The sequence below is a fragment of the Taibaiella soli genome (genome assembly GCF_003236175.1).
Taxonomy (GTDB): domain Bacteria; phylum Bacteroidota; class Bacteroidia; order Chitinophagales; family Chitinophagaceae; genus QKTW01.
In genome coordinates, this window is record NZ_QKTW01000015.1 from 208966 (window position 1) to 232189 (window position 23224).

Annotated in this window: 20 protein-coding genes; 5 read left to right on the top strand and 15 right to left on the bottom strand. The window is 43.9% G+C overall.

The window, feature by feature from the left end:
• Window positions 1-52 precede the first annotated feature (52 nt).
• The 15 genes from DN068_RS10010 to DN068_RS10080 all read right to left on the bottom strand — a co-directional run bounded on the left by DN068_RS10010 (window position 53) and on the right by DN068_RS10080 (window position 13855).
• Window positions 53-1498, bottom strand: coding sequence for a complex I subunit 4 family protein (locus DN068_RS10010; protein ID WP_243630198.1), 1446 nt, complete (start codon window positions 1496-1498; stop codon window positions 53-55).
• A gap of 49 nt (window positions 1499-1547) precedes the next feature.
• On the bottom strand, window positions 1548-3431 hold the full coding sequence (gene nuoL, locus DN068_RS10015) for an NADH-quinone oxidoreductase subunit L (protein ID WP_110998773.1): 1884 nt from the start codon (window positions 3429-3431) through the stop codon (window positions 1548-1550).
• A 73-nt stretch (window positions 3432-3504) separates the two neighbouring features.
• On the bottom strand, window positions 3505-3804 hold the full coding sequence (nuoK, locus tag DN068_RS10020; protein ID WP_110998774.1) for an NADH-quinone oxidoreductase subunit NuoK: 300 nt from the start codon (window positions 3802-3804) through the stop codon (window positions 3505-3507).
• A 44-nt stretch (window positions 3805-3848) separates the two neighbouring features.
• Entirely contained in the window at window positions 3849-4370 is a 522-nt protein-coding gene (locus tag DN068_RS10025; RefSeq protein WP_110998775.1) for an NADH-quinone oxidoreductase subunit J family protein, read from the bottom strand.
• 1 nt (window position 4371) lies between these two features.
• Entirely contained in the window at window positions 4372-4884 is a 513-nt protein-coding gene (gene nuoI / locus DN068_RS10030) for an NADH-quinone oxidoreductase subunit NuoI (RefSeq protein WP_110998776.1), read from the bottom strand.
• Window positions 4885-4947: 63 nt separating this feature from the next.
• Window positions 4948-6021: an NADH-quinone oxidoreductase subunit NuoH gene (gene nuoH / locus DN068_RS10035; protein WP_207798896.1), complete on the bottom strand. Its 1074-nt coding sequence runs from the start codon at window positions 6019-6021 to the stop codon at window positions 4948-4950.
• Between the two features lie 67 nt (window positions 6022-6088).
• A complete protein-coding gene (locus tag DN068_RS10040) occupies window positions 6089-7231 on the bottom strand; it encodes a 2Fe-2S iron-sulfur cluster-binding protein (protein WP_110998777.1) in 1143 nt (380 codons plus the stop codon).
• A 33-nt stretch (window positions 7232-7264) separates the two neighbouring features.
• Window positions 7265-7657 (bottom strand): GxxExxY protein, encoded by a 393-nt coding sequence (locus tag DN068_RS10045; protein ID WP_110998778.1) that lies wholly within the window; start codon window positions 7655-7657, stop codon window positions 7265-7267.
• A 57-nt stretch (window positions 7658-7714) separates the two neighbouring features.
• Entirely contained in the window at window positions 7715-9064 is a 1350-nt protein-coding gene (gene nuoF, locus DN068_RS10050; protein ID WP_110998779.1) for an NADH-quinone oxidoreductase subunit NuoF, read from the bottom strand.
• Between the two features lie 103 nt (window positions 9065-9167).
• A complete protein-coding gene (locus DN068_RS10055; RefSeq protein ID WP_110998780.1) occupies window positions 9168-9659 on the bottom strand; it encodes an NADH-quinone oxidoreductase subunit NuoE family protein in 492 nt (163 codons plus the stop codon).
• 58 nt (window positions 9660-9717) lie between these two features.
• Window positions 9718-10935, bottom strand: coding sequence for an NADH-quinone oxidoreductase subunit D (locus DN068_RS10060; RefSeq protein WP_110998781.1), 1218 nt, complete (start codon window positions 10933-10935; stop codon window positions 9718-9720).
• 44 nt (window positions 10936-10979) lie between these two features.
• Window positions 10980-11516, bottom strand: coding sequence for an NADH-quinone oxidoreductase subunit C (locus DN068_RS10065; RefSeq protein WP_110998782.1), 537 nt, complete (start codon window positions 11514-11516; stop codon window positions 10980-10982).
• Between the two features lie 75 nt (window positions 11517-11591).
• Window positions 11592-12161, bottom strand: a complete 570-nt coding sequence (locus tag DN068_RS10070; protein ID WP_110998783.1) for an NADH-quinone oxidoreductase subunit B — start codon at window positions 12159-12161, stop codon at window positions 11592-11594.
• Between the two features lie 267 nt (window positions 12162-12428).
• On the bottom strand, window positions 12429-12821 hold the full coding sequence (locus DN068_RS10075; RefSeq protein ID WP_110998784.1) for an NADH-quinone oxidoreductase subunit A: 393 nt from the start codon (window positions 12819-12821) through the stop codon (window positions 12429-12431).
• A gap of 212 nt (window positions 12822-13033) precedes the next feature.
• A complete protein-coding gene (locus tag DN068_RS10080; RefSeq protein ID WP_165836348.1) occupies window positions 13034-13855 on the bottom strand; it encodes an FkbM family methyltransferase in 822 nt (273 codons plus the stop codon).
• Between the two features lie 148 nt (window positions 13856-14003).
• Between DN068_RS10080 and DN068_RS10085 the strand changes: the two genes are divergently transcribed.
• From DN068_RS10085 to DN068_RS10110, 5 genes are all read left to right on the top strand, one after another.
• A complete protein-coding gene (locus DN068_RS10085; protein ID WP_110998786.1) occupies window positions 14004-14969 on the top strand; it encodes a glycosyltransferase family 2 protein in 966 nt (321 codons plus the stop codon).
• 49 nt (window positions 14970-15018) lie between these two features.
• A complete protein-coding gene (locus DN068_RS10090; protein WP_110998787.1) occupies window positions 15019-15711 on the top strand; it encodes an NAD-dependent epimerase/dehydratase family protein in 693 nt (230 codons plus the stop codon).
• Window positions 15708-16901, top strand: coding sequence for a glycosyltransferase family 4 protein (locus tag DN068_RS10095; RefSeq protein ID WP_110998788.1), 1194 nt, complete (start codon window positions 15708-15710; stop codon window positions 16899-16901). Before DN068_RS10090 ends, DN068_RS10095 begins: the two co-directional genes overlap by 4 nt.
• A gap of 29 nt (window positions 16902-16930) precedes the next feature.
• Window positions 16931-18433, top strand: coding sequence for a polysaccharide biosynthesis C-terminal domain-containing protein (locus DN068_RS10100; protein ID WP_110998789.1), 1503 nt, complete (start codon window positions 16931-16933; stop codon window positions 18431-18433).
• Between the two features lie 222 nt (window positions 18434-18655).
• Window positions 18656-23191: a T9SS type B sorting domain-containing protein gene (locus tag DN068_RS10110; protein WP_243630201.1), complete on the top strand. Its 4536-nt coding sequence runs from the start codon at window positions 18656-18658 to the stop codon at window positions 23189-23191.
• The last annotated feature ends 33 nt before the right edge of the window (window positions 23192-23224 follow it).

The following is a 23224-nucleotide window of genomic DNA, read 5'->3' on the forward strand; positions in this document are numbered from 1 at the left end:
ATTAAATTCTGTTTTTATTAATCTTGATCTTTGCGTTTCCGCCTTGCAAAACTTATCTAGCCACCAGGCTCATCATGCCGGAAGTCAAATCCAGCAATGGTTTCGGATATACACCGAGCACCAGGATGATTACGATAATTACCGCCAGACCAATTGTTTCATTCATCTTCAGATCACCTTTCACCGAAGGTTCCACCACTTCGCCATAAGCAACTTTCTGTATCATTGACAGTGTATAAACTGCACCGAAAATGATACCCAAACCTGCGATCACCATAAATGTGACGTGATATTCGCTTGCACTCTGGAACAATCCGTTAAAGAGCATAAACTCACCGATAAAACCATTAGTCAGTGGTAAAGCAATATTAGCAAGAGAGATAATCACCAGCGCGATTGCCATTTTCGGAGCCGCGGTTGCCATACCACCAAGCTTAGTCATATCGCGTGTACCCCAGCGGTTTTCAATCATGCTTACGATCAGCCACATACCGGTGATATTGATACCGTGGTTAAACATCTGCACCATCAACCCGTGTGTACCCGTTTCCGTTTGCGCAAAGGCCGCAGCACACATCAACCCCATGTGGGCGATGGATGAATAAGCCACCAGACGTTTGATATCTGTCTGAACAATTGCAATGCAGGAAGCATAAACGATACCGATAATGGAAAGCACAATTATTGTGTTTGACCAATAAGCAACGCCTTCCGGCAATACCGGCATCAACCAGCGAAGTACTGCATACAAACCCATTTTCACCATCAGGGCACTCAGAATGATCGTAACCGGAGTTGGCGATTGTTCGTAAGTATCAGGCTGCCAGGTATGGAACGGGAAGATCGGCATTTTGATCGCGAAAGCGATAAAGATGAGCCAGAACATCATATGCTGTTGCAATGGCGGCAATGCTCTACCGGAAGCAACGATATTTTCCCATGAATAAGGATTGGAAACGCCTGAGTTCAAAGAAAGATAGATAATACCAGCCAGCATCATCAAGCTGCCGACAAATGTATAAACGAAGAATTTAAACGTAACAGGAACGCGTTTTTCGCCACCCCAGCGAGAACAAAGAAAATAAACCGGAATCAGAGCAAGTTCCCAGAACACATAAAACAGAAGCGCATCATAAGCGAGGAATACACCAAGCAAACCAGTTTGCGACAAAAGCAGCAACCCATAAAATGCGTGCGGACTTTCTACGTCTTTGTTCCAGTTGCTGATAATAACCACCGGAAGAATGATGCCGGTCAGCAGACAGAGCATTGCGCTCATACCATCTGCATGCAGACTGATCTGCGTACCCAGCAATGGGATCCATGGCCTGCTCCAGGAAATTGGATCAGGAGTTGCCACAGAACTGAGATAAACGGTAAGGCCCAGAGTAATCAGAGAACCGGCGAGCGCCAGCCCTTTCGCGCCATTGCCTTTCACCAGGAATGTAAGAATCCCTGCAATCAGCGGTACGAGTATCAATAATATTAAGAGAATCATAATTGAGCTTATTGCAATGTTTGCAGTCGCTGTTATGCGTTTTATTAATTTAGTTTATAAATCCGAAAATACCGATCGCGAACAACAGGATCATGCCGAGTACCATCACAAAGATGTAGAACCCAACCTGGCCGCTTTGTATCATACGGATACGGTCACTGCCCAGTTTCACCAGTTTACCGACACCATTCACAATACCGTCGATACCCATTCTTTCAATCACACGGTCAGCAAAACGGGAGAAGGCTTCAATCGGACGAACGACAATTGCGTCATACAATTCATCCATGTACCACTTATTTTCCAGCACTTTAGCGAGACCTTTATTTTCGGCAAAGTTTGGTTTCTTGTTGGTCACATAACCGACAATCATCATAATCAGCGCCAGAACTGTAGAGATCCCCATGAGCATCCATTCAGTACCGTGTTCCAGATGATGACTTTCTGCGTTAGTCACCACTTTACTCAAGAAAGAACCGAGCATGTGATGTTCGCTCATTATTTCAGGTAAGCCAACATAACCACCGATGATAGAAAGAATTGCAAGAATCACCAATGGAATGGTAATTGCAGCCGGACTTTCATGTAAATGATGTTCTTGTTCGTGTGTACCGCGGAAACTACCTTCAAAAGTAAGCGTGTAAACGCGGAACATATAAAATGCAGTCATCATTGCTCCGAGTACACCGCAAGCCCATATAATCGGATTATTAGCGTAAGCAGAAGCTAAAATTTCATCTTTAGAAAAGAACCCAGAAAGGAATGGGAAACCTGAAATCGCCAGACAGCCGATTAAGAATGTCAGTTGCGTAATACGCATATGTTTTTTCAAACCGCCCATCTTACGGATATCCTGTTCGCCGCCCATTGCGTGAATAACGCTACCGGAACCAAGGAACAATAACGCTTTGAAGAAGGCGTGCGTCATTACGTGGAATACCGCAGTTGTATACGCACCGGCGCCAATAGCAATAAACATAAAGCCGAGTTGGCTCACTGTTGAATAGGCCAGTACCTTTTTAATATCGTATTGTTTCAGCGCAATCGATGCAGCAATCAAGGCTGTTGCTGTACCGATAATTGAAATGATATTCAAAGTAAATGGAGCCAGATTGTACAATACACCGCTGCGGGCAATCATATAAATACCAGCAGTTACCATCGTTGCAGCGTGGATGAGTGCAGATACCGGGGTTGGACCCGCCATCGCATCTGGCAACCAGGTGTATAATGGAATCTGCGCACTTTTACCTGTAGCACCGATGAAGAAACAGATTGCAATCCAGTTATAAGTACTTGAAGAAATGGCAACGTTTCCGCCTTTCAGCATCCCGAAGAAATCATTATAAGTAAGCGTACCGAAATTGTACAGCACCATCAGCATCCCTACCAGAAAACCGAGGTCACCGATGCGGTTCATCACGAATGCTTTCTTTGCAGCGTTGGTGTACTCACGTTTTTTAAACCAGAAACCAATCAGGAGGTAAGAACAAAGACCTACACCTTCCCAGCCAATAAACATGATCAGATAGTTGGCGCCAAGCACCAGCAGCAGCATAGAGAAAACGAAGAGATTGAGGTAAGCGAAATACTTGACCACGCCTTCATCGTCGTGCATGTAAGAAGTTGAATAAACATGTATCAGGAAACCGATACCTGTAATGATCAACAGAAATAAAGCAGAAAGGTTATCTACCTGAAACGCAAACGGTATGATCAATTTACCCGAATGGATAAACTCGAACAATGTCACCGTCTGTGATGCTCCGTCTTTCACTTCAAAGAAAATGCCCAGCGATACGGCAAATGAAGCCAGTACGGCAATGCTGCCGATAATTCCACCGGCCGCTTTAGGCAATTTTCTCCAACCAAGGCCATTGATCAGAAATCCAATCAAAGGAAATAATGGTACTAAGTAAACTAAGTTGATCATAACTATCAAAAGTCAAAAATCAAAAGTCAAAAGTCAAAAACACGGTGTTCCGACTTTTTAATTTTGAATTGTTTTAGTGTTTTAACCGGTTCAGAATATTGATATCTACCGAATGCACCTTACGATACATCAGTACAATAATGGCCAACCCCACTGCTACCTCTGCCGCTGCTACCACCATGATAAAGAATACCACGATCTGCGCGGAAGCATCATGCCACATTTTTGAAAAAGCTACCAGCAATAAATTCACGGCGTTCAGCATAAGCTCAATGCACATGAAAATGATAATGGCATTACGGCGCATCAGGGTACCAGCGATACCGATGCAGAACAAAGCCATGCTTAAGAATAAATAATATTGTATTGGCATATCTTAAAACTTGAAACTGTCAACAAAACATTTTCGCGCCGCTCTTAGTGAACGTCTTCGAATTTGTCTTCTTTTTTACCGATTACAATCGCACCGATCATTGCACTAAGGAACAGCACAGAGCTGATCTCAAATGGCAGTACATAATCACGGAATAATGTTTTACCTAAGTTTTTAATCAAACCGAGATCGTTGGACCCCTGCTCCATAACCGGTAAGGTTTTGGTAGCGGAAACCAGGGCAGAAAGCAGCACGAGGAACAAAATGCCACCGGATATGGCTCCGGCAAGCTGCACTAACCAGTTTTTCTGCGGCTCGGTATCTGAGTTCAGATTCATGAGCATGATCACGAACAGGAACAATACCATGATGGCACCGGCATATACAATGATATTTACAACGGCAAGAAACTGCGCGTTGAGCAATATATAATGGCCGGAAATGGCAAAAAATGTAAGGATGAGAAATAATACACTATTGATCGGGTTTCTGCTAAACACTACACCTAACGCACAACCGATAGCAATTGCAGACAGTACAATAAATAATATTTGCTGAATATCCATGTTATTGTGCGCTTTCTTGCTTTTTAGGATGAGGAATCAGCAAATCTTCTTTTTTGTAAATGAAATATTTGCGTGTATAGTTGGCCGGCATTACTGTTTCGCTCAGGTAGATCGCATCTTTCGGACAAGCTTCTTCGCAGAAACCGCAGAAAATGCAACGCAGCATATTGATCTCATATTTTGCAGCGTATTTTTCTTCACGATACAGATTTTCTTCGCCTGGTTTGCGTTCTGCAGCTTCCATTGTGATAGCTTCCGCAGGGCAAGCGAGGGCGCATAAACCACAAGCGGTACAACGCTCACGACCTTCCTCATCACGGTTCAGCACATGCAAACCACGAAATACAGGGCTAAACGGACGTTTTTGTTCCGGATAGCTTACTGTGGCCTTCTTCTTGAAAATGTGACCCAGCGTAATGCTCAGCCCTTTCATGATAGCAGGTATATAAATCTTTTCTCCGAAGGTCATCGGAGCACGATTTACTTGTACTGATCTATTAGTAAGTTGTTGCATTCTATATCTTGTCAAAAGTGAAAAATCAAAAACAATCTGTTTTGAATTATACTTTCTAAATTTTTACTTGTTAAATAACCAAAGGATCGCGGCACCGGTAATTACCATATTAAACAGCGCCAATGGAATCAATCCTTTCCAGCCAAGGTTCATCAGTTGATCGTAACGGAAGCGTGGAAGCGTCCAGCGAATAAACATGAAGAACAAGATGAAAGCAGTGATTTTCGCCATCAGCACGATTACGCAGATCAGCGCAAATACGATTGCATTGGTATGCGCCGCTACCCAATCCATACCTGGGAAGTTGTAGCTGCCCCAGAACAATGTAACCATTACCGCAGAACTGATAAACATGTTGATGTATTCAGCAAAGAGATAAAGACCGAGTTTCATGGAAGAATATTCCTGGTGGTAACCCATGTTCAGCTCACTCTCACATTCTGGCAAGTCAAACGGAGCACGGTTCAGCTCTGCGAAAGCACAAACCATAAATATGAAAAAGCCCAGCGGTTGTTTAAACACATTCCAGGTCAGCCAATGACCGTCCCAGAAGCCATGTTGCTGCTGTGCAATTTCACGCATGCTCAGCGAGCCGCTCATCATCAGCAATGCAATCAGGCTAAGGCCCATCGCCAGTTCGTAAGAAATGGACTGTGATGCAGAACGGATACTACTTAAAAGGGAGAATTTATTGTTGGAAGCCCAGCCACCCAGCATGATACCGTATACACCCACACTCACAACACCAAAAACAAACAGGATACCAATATTGATGTCTGCAACCTGCAGGCTGATTACATTACCTGCAGCTGTATGGATATCTGGCCCCCACGGAATTACCGCACTGGTCATCAGCGCTGTTACCATGAAAAGAAATGGACCGAGAATGAAAATGGTTCTGGTAGAACCTTCCGGGATGATCTCTTCTTTGAAAAAGAGTTTACCGCCGTCGGCCAAAGGCTGGAGTAAACCCATAAAGCCGGCGCGGTTCGGACCAAGACGGTCCTGCATGATCGCGGCTACTTTACGTTCGCCCCACGTGGCATAAGCTGCCACGCCAAATGATACTAATACTATGACAAGTATCAGCACACTTTTCTCCAATAAAAATGACCAATCTATTTGCAATAACAGCATAATGGCGCAAAAGTAATTAGTTCGTTAAAAATTTAGTAGTTCTTTTTGTTCCTATACGACAATCAATCTATTCGCCGAGTTTACCGATCTGTTTCATCGTTCCGGTCGACTGATTTGGTAAAAAGTCATCGGAATGTGCCGGACCTTCGATCTGAGAAAGATCAATTTCGGGACGGTTAACATCGCTAATTTTATGAATATCAAGCAATAACTTCGGATCTTTACCGATTACATCGTTAATCAGCTTCGGCTGACCATTCACTGCATTTACGTAGTGACCTTGTGAAATAACGCTGTGACGGTTTACTTTGGTCGGACCTTCAATCACCCAGTCTTTTGTTTCTTTCTTCTCGAAACGACAAGTATTACAGATCCAGGCTGTTTTTCCGTTTTCCAGACTTTCTACTTCTCCATATTCATCTTTACGGGCGGTAACGCGGAATACTTCGTCACCACGCATCCACAAACGAACGCGACCGGAACAGGTCGGACAATCGCGGTGTGCATCTACTGGCTTGGTAAACCAAACACGGTTTTTAAAACGGAATGTTTTATCTGTCAATGCACCTACCGGACAAACATCAATGACGTTACCGATAAATTCATTGTCGAGTGCTTTGCCAATGCAGGTACTGATCGCTGAATGATCACCGCGGTCCAGAACGCCGTGTTCACGTTTGTCTGTGAGTTGGTTTGCTGTATAAACGCAACGGTAACACAGGATACAGCGTGTCATATGCAGCTGAATGTATGGACCGATGTCTTCTTTTTCGAACGTACGACGTTTGAAATCGTAACGTGTGCTGGCTGCGCCATGCTCATAGCTGAGGTTTTGCAGATCGCACTCCCCTGCCTGGTCACATACCGGACAATCTAACGGATGGTTCAACAGCAAAAATTCTGTAACGCCTTTACGGGCATCCAGTACTTTGTCTGAAGTAATGCTTTTTACTTCCATCCCGTCCATCACCGTAGTACGACAGCTGGCTACGAGTTTCGGCATTGGACGCGGATCTTTTTCCGAGCCTTTGCTTACTTCCACCAGACAAGTGCGGCATTTACCACCACTGCCTTCCAGCTTGCTGTAATAGCACATGGTTGGCGGCACCACATCTCCCCCTATCAATCGTGCTGCCTGCACAATCGTCGTTCCCGGAGCTACTTCTACGGTAATATTATCTATTGTTACTTTAAACTTCTGATCACTCATTGTGACTAATTTTTTCTCGCAACGCCTATTATTTTACAACCTTAATTGTTGCGTATTAATAACTCTCTTTATACCGTTCTTTAAAAGTGCTTCATTAAAATTGACCAGTAATCCCAATTTTAAATCCGCGAGCCTTAAGTAAGTCAACACCTGCTTAAAATGTACATCTTCTAACTTCGAAATACTCTTAAGCTCGATCAACACGCTACCCTCTACAATAACATCCGCTCTAAACCCTGCATCCAGGTTCACACCATCATGAATCAGCAGTATCGGACATTGTCTTACAAACGAAATATTCCTTTTATTCAATTCGTAACACAACACTTGCTCATAAGCACTTTCAAACAACCCTGGACCATAACGTCTATGTATCTCAAAACATATGTCCAGAACAATAGCAGCAATATCATTTTCAAAATCCATATCTCATGCCTCGCAATCTTCGTGCCGTTGCGAACGCCGTGAGAGAATTTTTGATCGCTACGCGACCACTTCGCGAGGATCAGCGTAATGTGCAATCCCGTAGTTTCTCGTTTGAGATTCCTCCGGATTGAGCACATGCCATTCGAATTCGTCGCGGAAGTGGCGGATGGCTGCTGCTACTGGCCATGCTGCGGCGTCGCCGAGCGGACAGATTGTGTTGCCCTCGATGCGGCGCTGGATATCCCAGAGCAGATCAATGTCGCTCATCTTACCTTTTCCGTATTCAATGTTCTTCAGGATTTTGTACATCCAGCCCGTTCCTTCACGGCATGGACTACATTGTCCGCAACTTTCGTGATTGTAAAAGTGCGCCAGGCTCATGGTATGACGAACCACGCACTGGTCTTCATCCAGCACAATAAATCCGCCGGAACCAAGCATAGTACCTGTTGCAAAACCACCGTCAGAAAGACTTTCATAGTTCATGTAACGCGTTTCACCTTTTGCTGTTTTGAACAACAGATTAGCTGGAACGATCGGAACAGATGAACCACCCGGAATACATGCTTTCAGGCGTTTTCCGTTTGGAATGCCGCCACAGTATTCATCACTATAAATAAATTCTTCTACAGAAAGATCGAAATTGATTTCGTAAACGCCCGGTTTATTGATATTACCACAAGCAGAGATCAGTTTGGTACCCGTAGATCTTCCAACCCCGATTTTACCATACTCTTCGCCGCCCATATTGATAATAGGCACTACAGCAGCTAACGTTTCTACGTTATTTACCACCGTCGGGCGCATCCACAAACCTTGCACTGCCGGGAATGGCGGCTTCAGGCGCGGATTACCACGTTTACCTTCCAGACTTTCAATCAACGCTGTTTCTTCACCGCAGATATAAGCACCGCCACCGCGTTGTACATAGATTTCGCAATCGAAACCCGTACCAAGGATGTTTTTACCGAGCCAGCCGTTTGCCTTTGCTTCAGCAATTGCCTCTTCCAGAATATCCGGAATCCAGGCGTATTCACCGCGGATATAAATATAAGTAGCGCTAGAACCGAGTGCAAAGGAAGAAATAATCAAACCTTCAATGAGCAGATGCGGAATAAATTCCATCAGGTAACGGTCTTTAAATGTACCCGGCTCAGATTCATCGGCATTACATACAAGGTGACGAGGCACGCCTTCCGGCTTTGCGAGGAAGCTCCATTTCATACCAGTCGGAAAACCCGCACCACCACGACCACGCAGGCCGCTCTTCTTCACTTCTTCCACGATCTCGTCCGGAGTCATCTTCAACGCCTTCTCTACCGCCGTATAACCACCGTTTTTTCTCCAGGTGTCATAATAGCGGATGCCCTCTATATGTGCTTTATCTAATAAAAGTTTTACAGCCATTGTATCTCAAAATTAAAAGTCCGCGAATGATCAGACAGACTTTCGATTGATTATATTTTCTTCAAAATGCTTTATCAGCAGGCGTTTGCACACCACGCTAATTTTAATTTTTTGCTGCCGCTTTCAGATCTTCAATCAGCGCATCTACTTTTTCGATGGTCAGATTTTCTTTGAAGAACTTACCCAACTGCATCATTGGTGCATATCCGCAAGCGCCGAGACATTCCGCCGGCTTCAGCGTAAACAGGCCATCAGGGGTAGTTTCACCAGCCTGAATGCCCAGTTTGTTCTTGATATGATCAATGATCTGATCGCTGCCGCGCAACATACACGGACCGGTCTGACATACTTCCAGTACGTATTTACCTACTGGTTTCATGTTAAACATTGTGTAGAATGTTGCTACTTCATAAACCTCAATCGGGTTAATGTGCAACAGTTCTGCCACATAGTCCATCACCGGAACATCCAGCCATCCGCCAAATTCTTCCTGCGCGATGTGTAAAAGAGGAATCAATGCACTTTTCTGCTTTCCTTCCGGATAGCGGGCAATGATCTCGTTTACTTTATTCAGTTTTTCTTGCGAAAATTTCATTGTCTCAATTTATCAATTTGGCAATTCGACAATAGCGAATGCCACATTATCGAATTAATTAACCGTCCAGCTCGCCTGCAATCAGATTCAGACTACTCAGCGCAATGATTGCGTCACTGAGCAGACCGTCTTTTACGATTTCAGGATATACCTGATAGTAAATAAAGCAAGGACGACGGAAATGCAAACGGTATGGAGAACGGCCACCATCGCTGATCAGGTAGTAACCCAATTCGCCGTTGGCACCTTCTACTGCATTGTAAATTTCACCCGGAAGAATATTTACTTCACCCATAATGATCTTAAAGTGATAGATCAGGGCTTCCATTTTGGTGTAAACATCTTTCTTTTCCGGCAGGTAAAAATCAGGTACGTCTGCGTGGTAAACCGTAGGATCCAATTCTTGAATCTTTTCGATTGCCTGCGCAATGATGTTATAACTCTCCCACATTTCTGCGTTACGTACGAGGAAACGATCGTACACATCACCAGTAGTACCTACAGGAATATTGAATTTGAAATCTTCGTAAGAACTGTATGGTGTTGCTACGCGAACATCATAGTCTATACCCGCCGCGCGCAGGTTTGGACCAGTAACGCTATAGTTAAGCGCCATCTCACGACTGAGCGGACCTGCGCCAATGGTGCGGTCCATGAAGATACGGTTGCGATTCAGCAGGTTTTCAAACTCTTCCAGAGCTTTCGGGAAAAGCTTCATAAACTCTGCAAGTTTCGCCCATGCAGTATCTGTGAAGTTGCGTTCAAAACCACCAAAACGACCAATGTTAGTCGTCAGACGGGAACCACAAACCTCTTCATATATTTCATAAATGCGTTCGCGATATTGGAACACATAAGTAAACGCAGTCAACGCACCAGTATCTACACCGATTACAGAGTTACACACAAGGTGATCTGCAATACGCGCCAGCTCCATGATGATCACACGCAGATAGTCTACGCGTTTCGGCATCGTCAGTCCCAGCAGTTTCTCTACAGTCATGTGCCAGCCAAGGTTGTTGATTGGCGCAGAACAGTAGTTCAGACGGTCTGTGAGTGGTGTTACCTGATAATACGGGCGACGTTCCGCGATTTTTTCAAATGCACGGTGGATATAACCGATAGTCGGAGTTGTTTCCAGCACTCTTTCACCGTCGATTTCCATGATATTCTGGAATACACCGTGGGTTGCAGGGTGTGTAGGCCCTACGTTAAGTGTGGTAGTCTGTTTCTGCAGCGATTCTTCTGCGAGCTTTATATGATGTTGTTCACTCATTTCTTAAACCCCTTTCCGGAGCTTTAAGCAGTTAACAATTTGAATTAGTCTTGATTTACCGGAGCAGCAATAGTACCGCCGCGGCCAAACATTTCATCGTCTTTATCCGTACGCTTCGGATCTTCCAGCGTGTATTGTTTACGCATCGGGAAGTAATCCATCTCATCCACATTCAGAATGCGGGTGAGGTTTGGATGGCCAAGGAAATTGAACCCGAAGAAATCATAAGTTTCGCGTTCCATCCAGTTGGCTCCTTTAAACAATTGCGTCGCTGTAAATACGTCTGGCTTTACTTCCGGAACATATACTTTCAGGCGGAAGCGCGCATTGTCCACCAGATTATGCAAATGATAAACCACACAAAGTTCTTCGTCCTTACGATCCGGATAATGTACTCCGGTAAGGTCTGTCAGAAAACGGAAACGCAGTTCCTCGTCATCGTACAGGAACTGCATTACTTTCAGGTTCATTTCTGCCGGCGCTTTTACAGTGAGTAAGCCAAATTGCTCATCCCACTCAGTAAGCTGTTCGCCAAACTTAGCGATCAGCCGGTCTTTGATATGTTCGTTGGTCAATGCCATCTTAATTTGAAAATTGAGCAATTTGAGAATGCCTATACTAATCAATTAACCGCATTCCTCTCATTACCGCATTAATTATTGAATTCCGTAGCTAGTCATTAACTGCTTGTATTCATCACCATTTCTGCGACGCAGGCTTTCGTTTTCCACGAGTTCCTGCAAACGGAGCACACCTTCCAGAATGCCTTCCGGACGCGGAGGACAGCCTGGCACATAAACATCAACCGGAATTACCTGATCAATGCCCTGCAGTACAGAATAAGAGTCGAAAATACCACCGGTACAAGCACATGCTCCGATCGCAATTACCCAACGGGGCTCTGCCATCTGAAGATATACCTGACGTAAGATCGGCGCCATTTTCTTGGCAATGGTTCCTGCAACAAGCAACATATCGCACTGACGCGGGGTGAAACCCATACGTTCAGAACCGAAACGTGCCAGATCGTAGTTGGCACCCATAGTCGCCATAAACTCGATACCGCAGCAAGAGGTAGCAAACGGCAAAGGCCAGAGCGAATTCGCACGAGCCAATGTGATTGCCTTTTCAAACTTGGTAGCCATAAAACCTTCACCCATTACGGATTCAGGCAAGTCTACCAGCTTTACTTTACTATTCGTATTATATTGAACCGGACGAGGCATAATTTAATTTTTGATTTGTGATTGAGGATTTGTGATTGACACTCATTCCTCAAGCTTGTGTTATTTAGATTGCTGTTTTTCTATTCACTTTTCATGTTCACGTTGCAGCGACCATCTATTATTATGATTGAAGATTGATGATTGACCCATACATCACTAAAGCCCTTCGCGTTCAACCCCAACTCCCTGATCTTCCTTTTATTTTTGAATTGAGTATTTAATATCGATGAGCACAATCGCCAATCACCAATAAAAAATCTCCAATAGTTAGTCTTCCCATTTCAAGGCACCTTTCTTGAGGATGTAGATAAATCCACAAAGGAAGAAACCCACAAACATCAATACGGCGAGAAAACCTTCCTGTCCCAGCTCTCTGAAATTTACCGCATATGGATAGAAGAAGATTACTTCCACATCAAACAGCACAAACAGAATCGCTACCAGGAAGTATTTTACACTCATCGGCTGACGGGCGTTACCTACAGAAGGAATACCACTTTCGAAGTTGATGAGTTTATCTTTTGTTCTCCTTTTTGGCCCGAGCAGGTGTGTTGCTCCCATCATAATTCCCACAAAGCCGACCGCAATGAGCAATTGCAATGCAATTGGCAAATAGTTAAATGGCGTGTTTTGTTCTGCCGCGAGTAAAAGAAAGTTCATAAATATTATTGTACCCCGAAGAGTTTAGGACATACAAAATTACGGGTACTTCACGAATTTGCAAGGCTTACTTAGATAATTATCATTAAGGTATATTAATTGTTTCGTAACCCTTTTTCGCCTCACAATTAATATATTTTTTAAAAACTGTTTTTAAATTCTAATATTTCTTCGAAAAACATAAATATTAGAATTTTATTTAAAAATATCCTCTATTGTTCATTTCTGATACAGAAGATATTCAGTTGCACGTCGTAGAAATCACTGCGCTTTTCGATCTGAAGAGGATGCTCGTATACATTAGCCGCTTCTTTTATATAAAAGCCAAATCCATTGTCAGAAAGCAAACCCAACATCTCTGCCAATTCATGCGCCTGGTTAAAATTACCATGATATTCAATAAACAGGTTGCTTACGTTCCGGATGGTTTCGGCCACATCCATAATAACTTTGTACTCAACGCCCTCAATGTCAACCTTCAGAAAATCAACTGGCTGCTGCAATACTTCTTTAAGCCGCACTGCTCTGATTTCACTTGTGTTAGACGCTGCGGATTCCGAGATTTTACTAGCTTGACTTCCTTTATTTTCGAAATAAAGCATTTCATTTTTATTCCAGATTGCTTCCTGGCGAATCGTTACATCTTTAAGATTAAAGTTGGCCACATTCTCACGAAGTAATGCACAGTTGGTCGCATCAGGCTCAAAAGCGGTAATCTGCGCATCCGGAAATAAGCGTTTCAGGTATAAAACACTGATGCCGATATTCGCACCGCAATCCACAATAACAGGTTTCGCGGGAAGCTTCTGAAGGTATACCTCTTCTACATAAATTTCTGTAAGCGCATGCAGCAGCTCCGGGCCATTGATGAAAGCCACTTTTCCGCCTTCCATCTGATGGTAATTCTTTTGCCCCTTCGGAAGATGTTTCAGCTTTTTTATCACAAACCAGTTAAGGCCAGCCGCTTTCATCCTGCCTTGCAGTTCTTTTTTGCGCTCCGTTCTTAATGCCCTGGCGTGTAAAACCTGCTTCATTAACTTTTGAAAACCCATGTGTGCGTTTACAGTTTGCGCAAATCTAATGAAGCCTTTCTTATTTAGGTATTGTGATATAATTATATCCAAATGGCAGGCAAGCACTAATTAACAAGAATACTTAGATTTGTTCGCAGAATATTGATCAATGCCACTTATATCTATTTGTGTTCCTGCCTACAAAAGACCTCATTATCTGAAACGCCTGCTGGACAGTATTACGATCCAAACGTTTAAAAATTTTGAGATTATCCTTACAGATGACAGCGATACAGATATTGTAATCGAAACCATAAAACCATACAATAATCTTCCGATAAAATATTTCCGGAACACACCAGCGCTGGGAACACCTGAGAACTGGAATGCAGCAATTTCCCGGGCAGAAAGCGAATGGATCAAAATCATGCACGATGATGACTGGTTTAGCGGTCCTGATAGTTTGCAAGAATTCGCTGACGCCATTCAGCAGCATCCCGGGAGCTCCTTTTTCTTTTCCGCCTACACCAATATTTTCGAAGACCAAAACAACCGACTCGAACAGATACGGTTAAAACCAGCAGACGAAAAAAGCCTGAAGGACAATCTATTATATCTTTTCCGAATGAATTATATTGGCAACCCCAGCTGTACACTTTACCGGAAAAATGAACTGCGTTACGATAAAACATTTGCCTGGGTTGTAGACTTTGAATTTTACATCCGATACCTGACAGCCACGGGAAATAAGTTTACTTATATTGATAAATCGTTAGTCAATGTGGGCATGAACGCCTCGCAGGTGACCAAATCTACTTTTCGCGTAAGCAAAGTGGAAGTGCCTGAAAACCATACGATGCTAACCAATTTTGGCTTTAAAAGCCTGAAAAACATCTATGTGTATGATTATTTCTGGCGAATGTACCGGAATCTGAAAATCCGGGATATGGCACAAATTGCAGAAAATGGGTACAACGGTCCGGTGCCGCCTGCACTGGAAAGCATGATTGCCTGGCAGAAAAAATTTCCGCTGTCATTACTTCGCTTTGGCCCTTTTTCCAAATCGCTGATGTTTCTGCATTACCTTACTCATTCATCTGCAATCACCGAACTACCGCGGCAAGAGCATCGATGAAACTTCTGATTCTCAGATTTTGCGTATTTTGCCCGTGAAAACTCTTCTAATGGTAGTTGGCAATGGGATGATCGCCCGGAAGTTCCGGAATTACGAGCATCAGGATCATTTCATAATTTTTGCATCAGGCGTTTCCAATTCTAAAAATACAGATCAAAACCAGTATCTGCGCGAGCGGGAACTATTGGCTGCTACCATTCAGCAAAATCCACAGAAAAGACTTTTATACTTCAGCACCTGCAGTGTTTACGATCCGGCGGAGGAACATTCACTGTATGTAAAACATAAAAAGGAAATGGAAGCATTGATTATGGCTTCGCAAATTCCTTATCTGATTTTAAGAACCTCCAATGTGGTAGGTAATGGTGGAAATCCGAATACCATATTTAACTATTTCATACACAATATAAATAACGATATTCATTTCGATCTTTGGGCAAATGCCGGTCGTAATTTTATTGATGCCGACGATCTATTCGCAATTACTGACTATGTGCTGCAAGAAGGGCTTTTTCAGAATCAGATTCTGAACGTTGCCAATCCGTTGAGTATTTCGGTAAAATCAATTGTGCATGAAATGGAAGATTTTCTGGACCACAAAGCGAATTATACATTGGTAGAAAAAGGAAGCAGCCCTATAATTGATCTCTCGGCAATGATGCCAATCGCGGAAGCACTTCAGATTAATTTTGGCGCAGCTTATTTGAGTAGCCTTATAAAAAAATATTACCGGAACGCATGACCCACCAAACTGCTGTTGTAAAACGAAATATAGAACTGCTGCTGATGTTCCCGCTTGTTTTGCTGGGAAAATTGGCGGGCAAGCTGTTCAAACTTAATACGCAGCACGATCTTTTTCTTTTTTATCGCTGCGCAGAAATCGGCGGCGCAACGAAGGTCAATGCAGATATTGCGGAATGTATGAAAGACCGCAAACCACTGGTCATTTTCACTAAAAAAGGTAAGGACGATAAATTCAGGGACCGGTTTACTATTGAAGGTGTTCGGGTGCTGGATCTGCATAAATACCTGGACAACAAATATCTGTACTTTTTAAATTTCTTTTTCCGTGGTGTTTTTGCTGCATGGATTAACGCAGCAGAAAACCCGGTTGTCTTTGGCGGAGAGTGCATCTATTTCTACAAAATATTACCACATCTGCGGAAAAAAGTAAGAACGGTAGAGCTCTGCCACGTCAATCGCTGGTATGAATACAGTCGGGCCTTTATTAAATACATGGATGTTCGAATCGCCAGCACACCACAGGTAAAACGCGATCTGGAGGCTATTTATCAACGAGACCATATTGCACAACATTACTTTGACCGCCTGAAATTTGTAGACAACAAGATTGATGTCCCGTCTGCGCCAACAATCAATGATCATCCAGTGCTGGAAGTCGTTTTTATTGGCCGCGGCCATCCGCAAAAAAGAGTGCACCTAATTGCTGCGACTGCCCAACAACTACACGCACAACAAAAACCAGTTCATTTTTCATTTGTGGGCGATGTAGAAAATCTGATTCCTGCCGAAGTGCAGGAATACGCTGTTTTATATGGCAATGTAAGAGATCCCAAAAAAATGGAAGAGATCTATGCGCAATCTGATGTATTAATTCTTACTTCTGCGTTTGAGGGGCTTCCGATTGTAGTAATGGAATCTATGGCCAGAGGAAAAGTCGTATTATCTACGGCCGTGGATGGCATTCCTGATTACGTGCACCATTTGGGCAATGGGTTACTGATTTATGCAAAAGAAGAAGAAAAAATTGTAGCTGAAGCGGTAGAATTGCTGGATTTTTTAGTCGCCAATCCAGAAAAAAGAAAAGCAATGGGATTGCGAGCTTATGAATTTGCGAAGGACCATTTTAGCAGCGAAACGTTTTCCAATGCCTACCGCGACTTTTTAACGAACCCGGGAAAACCAATATAGGACCGGAATAAAATGAAATAATCAGGTTTATGGGAATTGTTTTCCGTCAATCAATAAAAACTACAATCGTCACATTTGTTGGTGCGCTGCTTGGTGCACTGACCATTTTCTTCAGTACCTATATCTTCAAGGATGATCTTCAGAAGCTGGGGTTCACCCGCACATTCATCAATATCGCGGCGATTGTCCAGTTTGTTATTCTTGGGGGCGTTGGCCCATTGATTCAGACCTACACACAACGGTATCCGGAGAAAGGTGATCTCCGCAGAAAAACGTTGATTACTGTTTGCTCAATGGTTCCATTACTTGCGCTTTTTCTTTTTTATATCCCTTATCATTTCCTGAAAACAGAGATCACGCATTTTTACCAGCAAGAAGACCAACCTTATATTACACGCTACTACTACCTGATGGTGCCCCTGGTACTGGCCTGGGCATTTATGACGCTTTACGAGTCTTATCTCGTTGCAATGCACAAAGTAGCTGCGGCAAGTCTGATGCGCGAAGTCATATTGCGGCTGTTAAACCTGATCGTACTCTTTTTGTTTTATCTCAAGCTGTTCTCTTTCGACACATTTGTGTTGCTGAGCATCGGTATTTATTTTATTCCGTCACTGATACTATTAGTTGTTTCTGTACGGACAAAAGGTTTTGGTTATTCGTTTCAATTTAACTCGTTCACGAAGGCCGACTATAAAGAACTGGCACATTTTGCCTGGTATCATCTTTTGATGGGCGTGCCATTTTTTGTGATGGGTTTTTCCGATTCCCTGATGCTGGCTATGCTTGATAAAAGCGGGATGGCATCGGTACCTATTTATACAAACGCGGTTTTTATTACGACGATTATGACCATCCCGTACCGCGCTATGTCGGTCGCTGCATTTCCTACGCTCAACCAGGCATATATAGAAAATGACAGCGCTAAAGTGAATGATCTTTTTCACCGTTCTGGTATCAATATTTTAATTGTGGCCGTTGCGATGTTCTTAATCATTGGCGGAAATCTGCCAAATGCCGTAGCCATTTTACCTGCAGGAAAAGGTTACGAAGCAATAACTCCGTTGGTTTTAATACTAATGATCGGCAGGCTTATAGATATGGGCACCGGGTTGAATAATGAACTGATCAGCATCTCGAAGCTTTACAAGTTTAACTTCCGGATTTCGGTGCTATTGGTGGTACTTATGCTTTCGCTCAACTGGCTTTGGATTCCGAAATACAGCTTTTATGGAGCAGCCTGGGCATCCACGATTGCACTGGCGATTTTCAATATTGCAAAAGTGATTTTCCTTTGGGTAAAAATGAAACTGCATCCGTTTACCAACAGAAGCTGGCTGGTACTTCTGGCTGGCGCTGTTACGGCGATCGCTGCATTTGGAATACCTCATTTCCGGAATATATGGGCTGATATTTTTGTGCGGACCACCGTCGTGATCATTATCTATACGGCGCTGCTTATCTATTTCAAACCATCTCCGGATCTTTCTAATTACCTTGGTTCCATCCGAAAAAACAAACGCCTATTCTAATCCATTTGTAAAAAAATTTAGAATTAATAGAGACCGTTATTTATTACCCAAACTTATTATTTTCTTTAGGTGTCATTTCTGAAAGGAAGGAATGATACTTCTTATGTCCGGCCAACACACACGCACTTCTAATCGTCTATATATTTTGTCGGTTTGTCTACTAAAATCACACTATAGTAAATAATCTAATATTTTTGTTAAATTTCAGGACCATTCCTTTTTATGAATAATCTATACCGTAGGGCGCGCCTTTATGTTACCCTGTTTTTACTGGTGCTTTTTTCCGCCACAAAAACGAATGCCACACACATTTTTGGAGGAGAGCTTTACTATGGCAATATTTCGGGCAACCAATATCAGGTGACCCTTGTTCTCTATGGTGACTGTGCCGGTTCTGCATTCCCAAGCCTGCAAGGTGCCACGCCAACAGTTTTTGTGTACAATGGCGCTTCGCTTTACCAGACTTTGACGCTTAACCAAAGCGGACCAGGCGTTGAGGTGACTCCGGTATGTCCCAGCCAGGCAGGCAGCACTACCTGTACCAATCCGATTTTCGCGGTACCCGGCGTAAAAAGATATATTTATACGGCAACTACACTATTAAGTGGTCCTTCGGCAAACTGGCGTTTTAATTTTGATGGAGCAACTGGCCCGGTAAACCAGGCTGGACGAAGCAATACAATTACCAATATCGTAAACCCAGGCAACTCAACGGTAGCGCTAGAAGCAACATTGAATAATACAGTAGGTGTTAACTCTTCTCCGACTTATACAACCGTTCCAACACCCTTTTTCTGTCTGAACAAACCGGCAAACTATAACCCGGGCGCCGTAGATCCCAATGCAGACAGCTTGTCTTTTGCATTGGTACCAGGCCTGCTTGCAGGTGGCGGCACGGTTACTTATGTAGCGGGTTACTCAGGCACAAATCCACTGGCAACAGCAGCCGGAACATTTTCTTTCAGCAGTACAAACGGTCAGCTTGCGTTTACGCCTAATATGGTGCAGACTTCAACAGTGGTGTACAAAATTACTGAAACCAGAAATGGAGTTGTGGTTGGTACCAGTATGCGTGAAATGAACTTTATTGTACTCAACAACTGTAACAATAACCCGCCGAGTGGCTCAGTTACTTCATCTGTTGGCGGTAATGTGGTAGACACGACCGCCGTTACGGTTTGTCAGTCGCAGGGACTATTTACATTTAGCCTGAGCGCAACCGATCCCGACAATAACAACATTACCATGAGCTGGGCGGGGCTGCCTGCCGGTTCCACTTTTACGGTGATCAACAATGGTACGACCAACCCAACAGGGACTTTCTCCTGGAATGTAAACGGCGTAGCACCGGGTGTCTACAACTTTTTTATCACTTATATCGACGATGGTTGTCCGCTCTCGAGCAAACAAACATTGGCTTATACCATTACCGTATTGCCAAATCCGACAATGACCTTTGCAATCGTAACACCAGCTACCTGTACCAAAAAAGCCGTGTTTACCGTAACGCCGAGTGTCATTCCGAGTCCCTGGGTAGTAACTGTAAAACAAGGCACAACTACGCTGATCACCCGGACAAACGTTACCGGCACAATCACCGACAGTCTAGCACCGGGCACTTATGTATTTACTATTAAAAATGCGAACAGCTGTTTTAAGGATACGACGATCACGATAGATCCGCCACCTCTCATTACGGCTTCCGCGGTTTTAACCAATCCATTATGTAACGGTATTAATAACGGCAGTGTAGTACTTACCGGCGGCGGTGGCGTACCGCCATTCCTCTACGCACTTGGCACAGGCGCATACAGCAGTAACAATACTTTCACCAGCTTAACGGCAGGTCCTTATACCTTCCATATCCAGGATGCTAATAACTGCGTTAAGGACACGATTATAACTTTGATTGACCCGAATCCGATCTATTCAACCGTAACATTATCGAAGCCCCCTTGTAACCATTTTCAGAACGGTGTGATTTCGGTAAGCGCATTTAATGGTACTGCACCCTATTCTTATGCATTAGGATCAGGTGCATTCGGTCCGTCCGGAACATTTACGGGACTGTATTCCGGCACTTACACGGTTCATATTCAGGACACCAAAGGTTGTCTCAAAGACACAGTTATTATATTGCCAGATTCCGTGAAAATTCAAGGTACGGCAGTAGTAACAACCATTTTGTGTAACAACGACAACAATGGCGCGGTAACAATCAATGCAACTGGCGCATATCCACCATACACTTACGCAATGGGCACGGGCACATTTGGTACAACCAATACGTTCGGCACACTCACTTCCGGCACCTATACATTCCATGTGCTTGATACTGCGCTGTGTTATTTCGATACAACAATCACGCTCGCCAACCCAACCCCTGTAGCAGTTATGATTGCTAAAACTGACGTGCTTTGCAATGGAACCGCAACCGGAACGGTAACAGTAACCGGCGGCGGCGGTACGCCAGGCTATACATATGCAAACGGTACCGGTGCTTTTGGCAGCAGCGGCACTTTCACCGGACTTTTAGTTGGCGCTTATACGTTCCATGTAAAAGATACAAACGGGTGTACTAAAGACACGACATTCAATATTACAGAACCTGCTATTTTAGGAATGACTGTTGCTACAGACACTCCAAGCTGTAACGGTTCAGCCAACGGTGCATTTACAATCACAGGTTCTGGCGGTACTACACCTTATTCTTATGCAATAGGAACTAGCCCATTCACACCGTCTAATAATTTCCCTGGTCTCGCAGCCGGCACTTTTGATCTGCATATCAAAGATGCCAACGGTTGTACGCACGACACCACTATCACACTTGTGCAGCCGACACCAATTGGCGTTTCGGCCGGTGTGAAAAATTCAACCTGTTCTACACTTGCAAACGGTAAAGTAACACTCACAGCAAGCGGCGGCGTATCTCCTTATACCTATGCCAACGGCACTGGCGCGTATGGCACATCTAATATTTTCACTCCATTGGCCGCCGGTACTTATACATTCCATATCAAAGACACCAAAGGCTGTATCAAAGACACAACTTTTGCTATTATTGACACCATATTCGTGACAGGAACAGTTACCGTTACCGACGCAACCTGTAACAACACAGCGAACGGCAGCATCTCTGTAGTCCCTGGTGGAGGTCTTAGTCCTTATACTTACGCAATAAATACCGGCACTTATGGCGCCAGCGGCACTTTCAGTAATTTACTGGCAGGCAGCTATACGGTTCATGTAAAAGATGCAAATGGCTGTATTCACGACTCTACAGTTCAACTCAATCAACCTACACCAATTGTTCCGTCAGTAGTAGTTACACAACCACTTTGTAATGGTGGCGCAAACGGGTCTATCAATATAGCTGCAACCGGAGGCACCCCAACTTATACCTATGCACTGGGCACTGGTTCTTACGGCGCAACAAATAACTTCACCGGCCTTACAGCAGGTACTTATACTTTACATGTAAAAGACGCGGCAAACTGCATTCATGATACATCAGTGATCGTTGGTCAGCCAACGCCACTGGCATTTACAGCCCTAGCCATTTCCAACAATCTTTGTAATGGCGATGCAACCGGCCAGGTAACGGTTACCGCAACCGGTGCCACGCCACCTTATTCCTATGCTGCCGATGGCAATGCCTTCCAATCCTCAGGCGTATTAACCAATATGCTTGCGGGCACACATATCATCCACATCAAGGACAATAATGGTTGCACTAAAGATTCTACTGTAACTATTACCCAACCTGATCCTGTATTTATTTCAGCTATACTGAAAATGCCAACCTGTGAAGGATATCCTGATGGCGCAATCAGTGTAGCCGGCGTTGGTGGAACTGCACCCTACCAATACGCAATCGGCACCGGAAGCTTTGGCAACTCAGGTTATTTCCCGGGTCTGGTAGAAGGAACTTACGTAATGCATATCAAAGATGCACATAGCTGTACGCACGACACATCTGTAACGCTGGTAGGCTATCCACATATCATATACGACGATGTGATTGTAAAAGGCGTGAGCTGTTTCGGAGATAAAGATGGTTCGATCACTTTCAATATGGGCGGCGGAAATCCTCCGTTTACATTCGAAGTAATCGGCATTACAATTCCTGCGAATGGCAACGTTTTCGAAAACCTGAAAACCGGCACTTACAATATTGAAATCACCGACAGTAAAGGTTGTAAAAAAGACACCTCCATTCTTGTTCCAACACCAGACCTACTGGTATTGACACCTCAAATCACGCCGAATGATTGTCAGGGCCTCGATGACGGCGGTGGTGTATTTGCCAACGTAACAGGTGGTACGCCCCCATACAGCTATTTGTGGAGCACCAACCCTGTTTCCACTACAGCAAGCATCTCCGGCATGCCAAATGGCAGCTACGTTATAAAAGTCCACGATGTCAATAATTGTCAGGATACGGCAGTGGCAGTTGTGGCTTATGATGACTGTTGTAAACCATTTATTCCGGATGCATTTACGCCAAACGGCGACGATCATAATGATGTTTTCCGGGTTGTATTCAAAGGAGACATGACCCTGGAAGAGTTTTCAGTTTATAACCGATATGGCCAACGTTTGTTTTATACAACCAATATGAAAGAAGGCTGGGACGGCACCTACAACGGGGTAAAACAAGACCTGGACGTATATTATTATTTAGTAAGAGCAATCTGCGGAAACAAGGGCGATCACCATATAGAACTCAAAGGAGATGTGACCCTAATCCGTTAACCATCATTCATAACAAATAATAATATCCCGGAA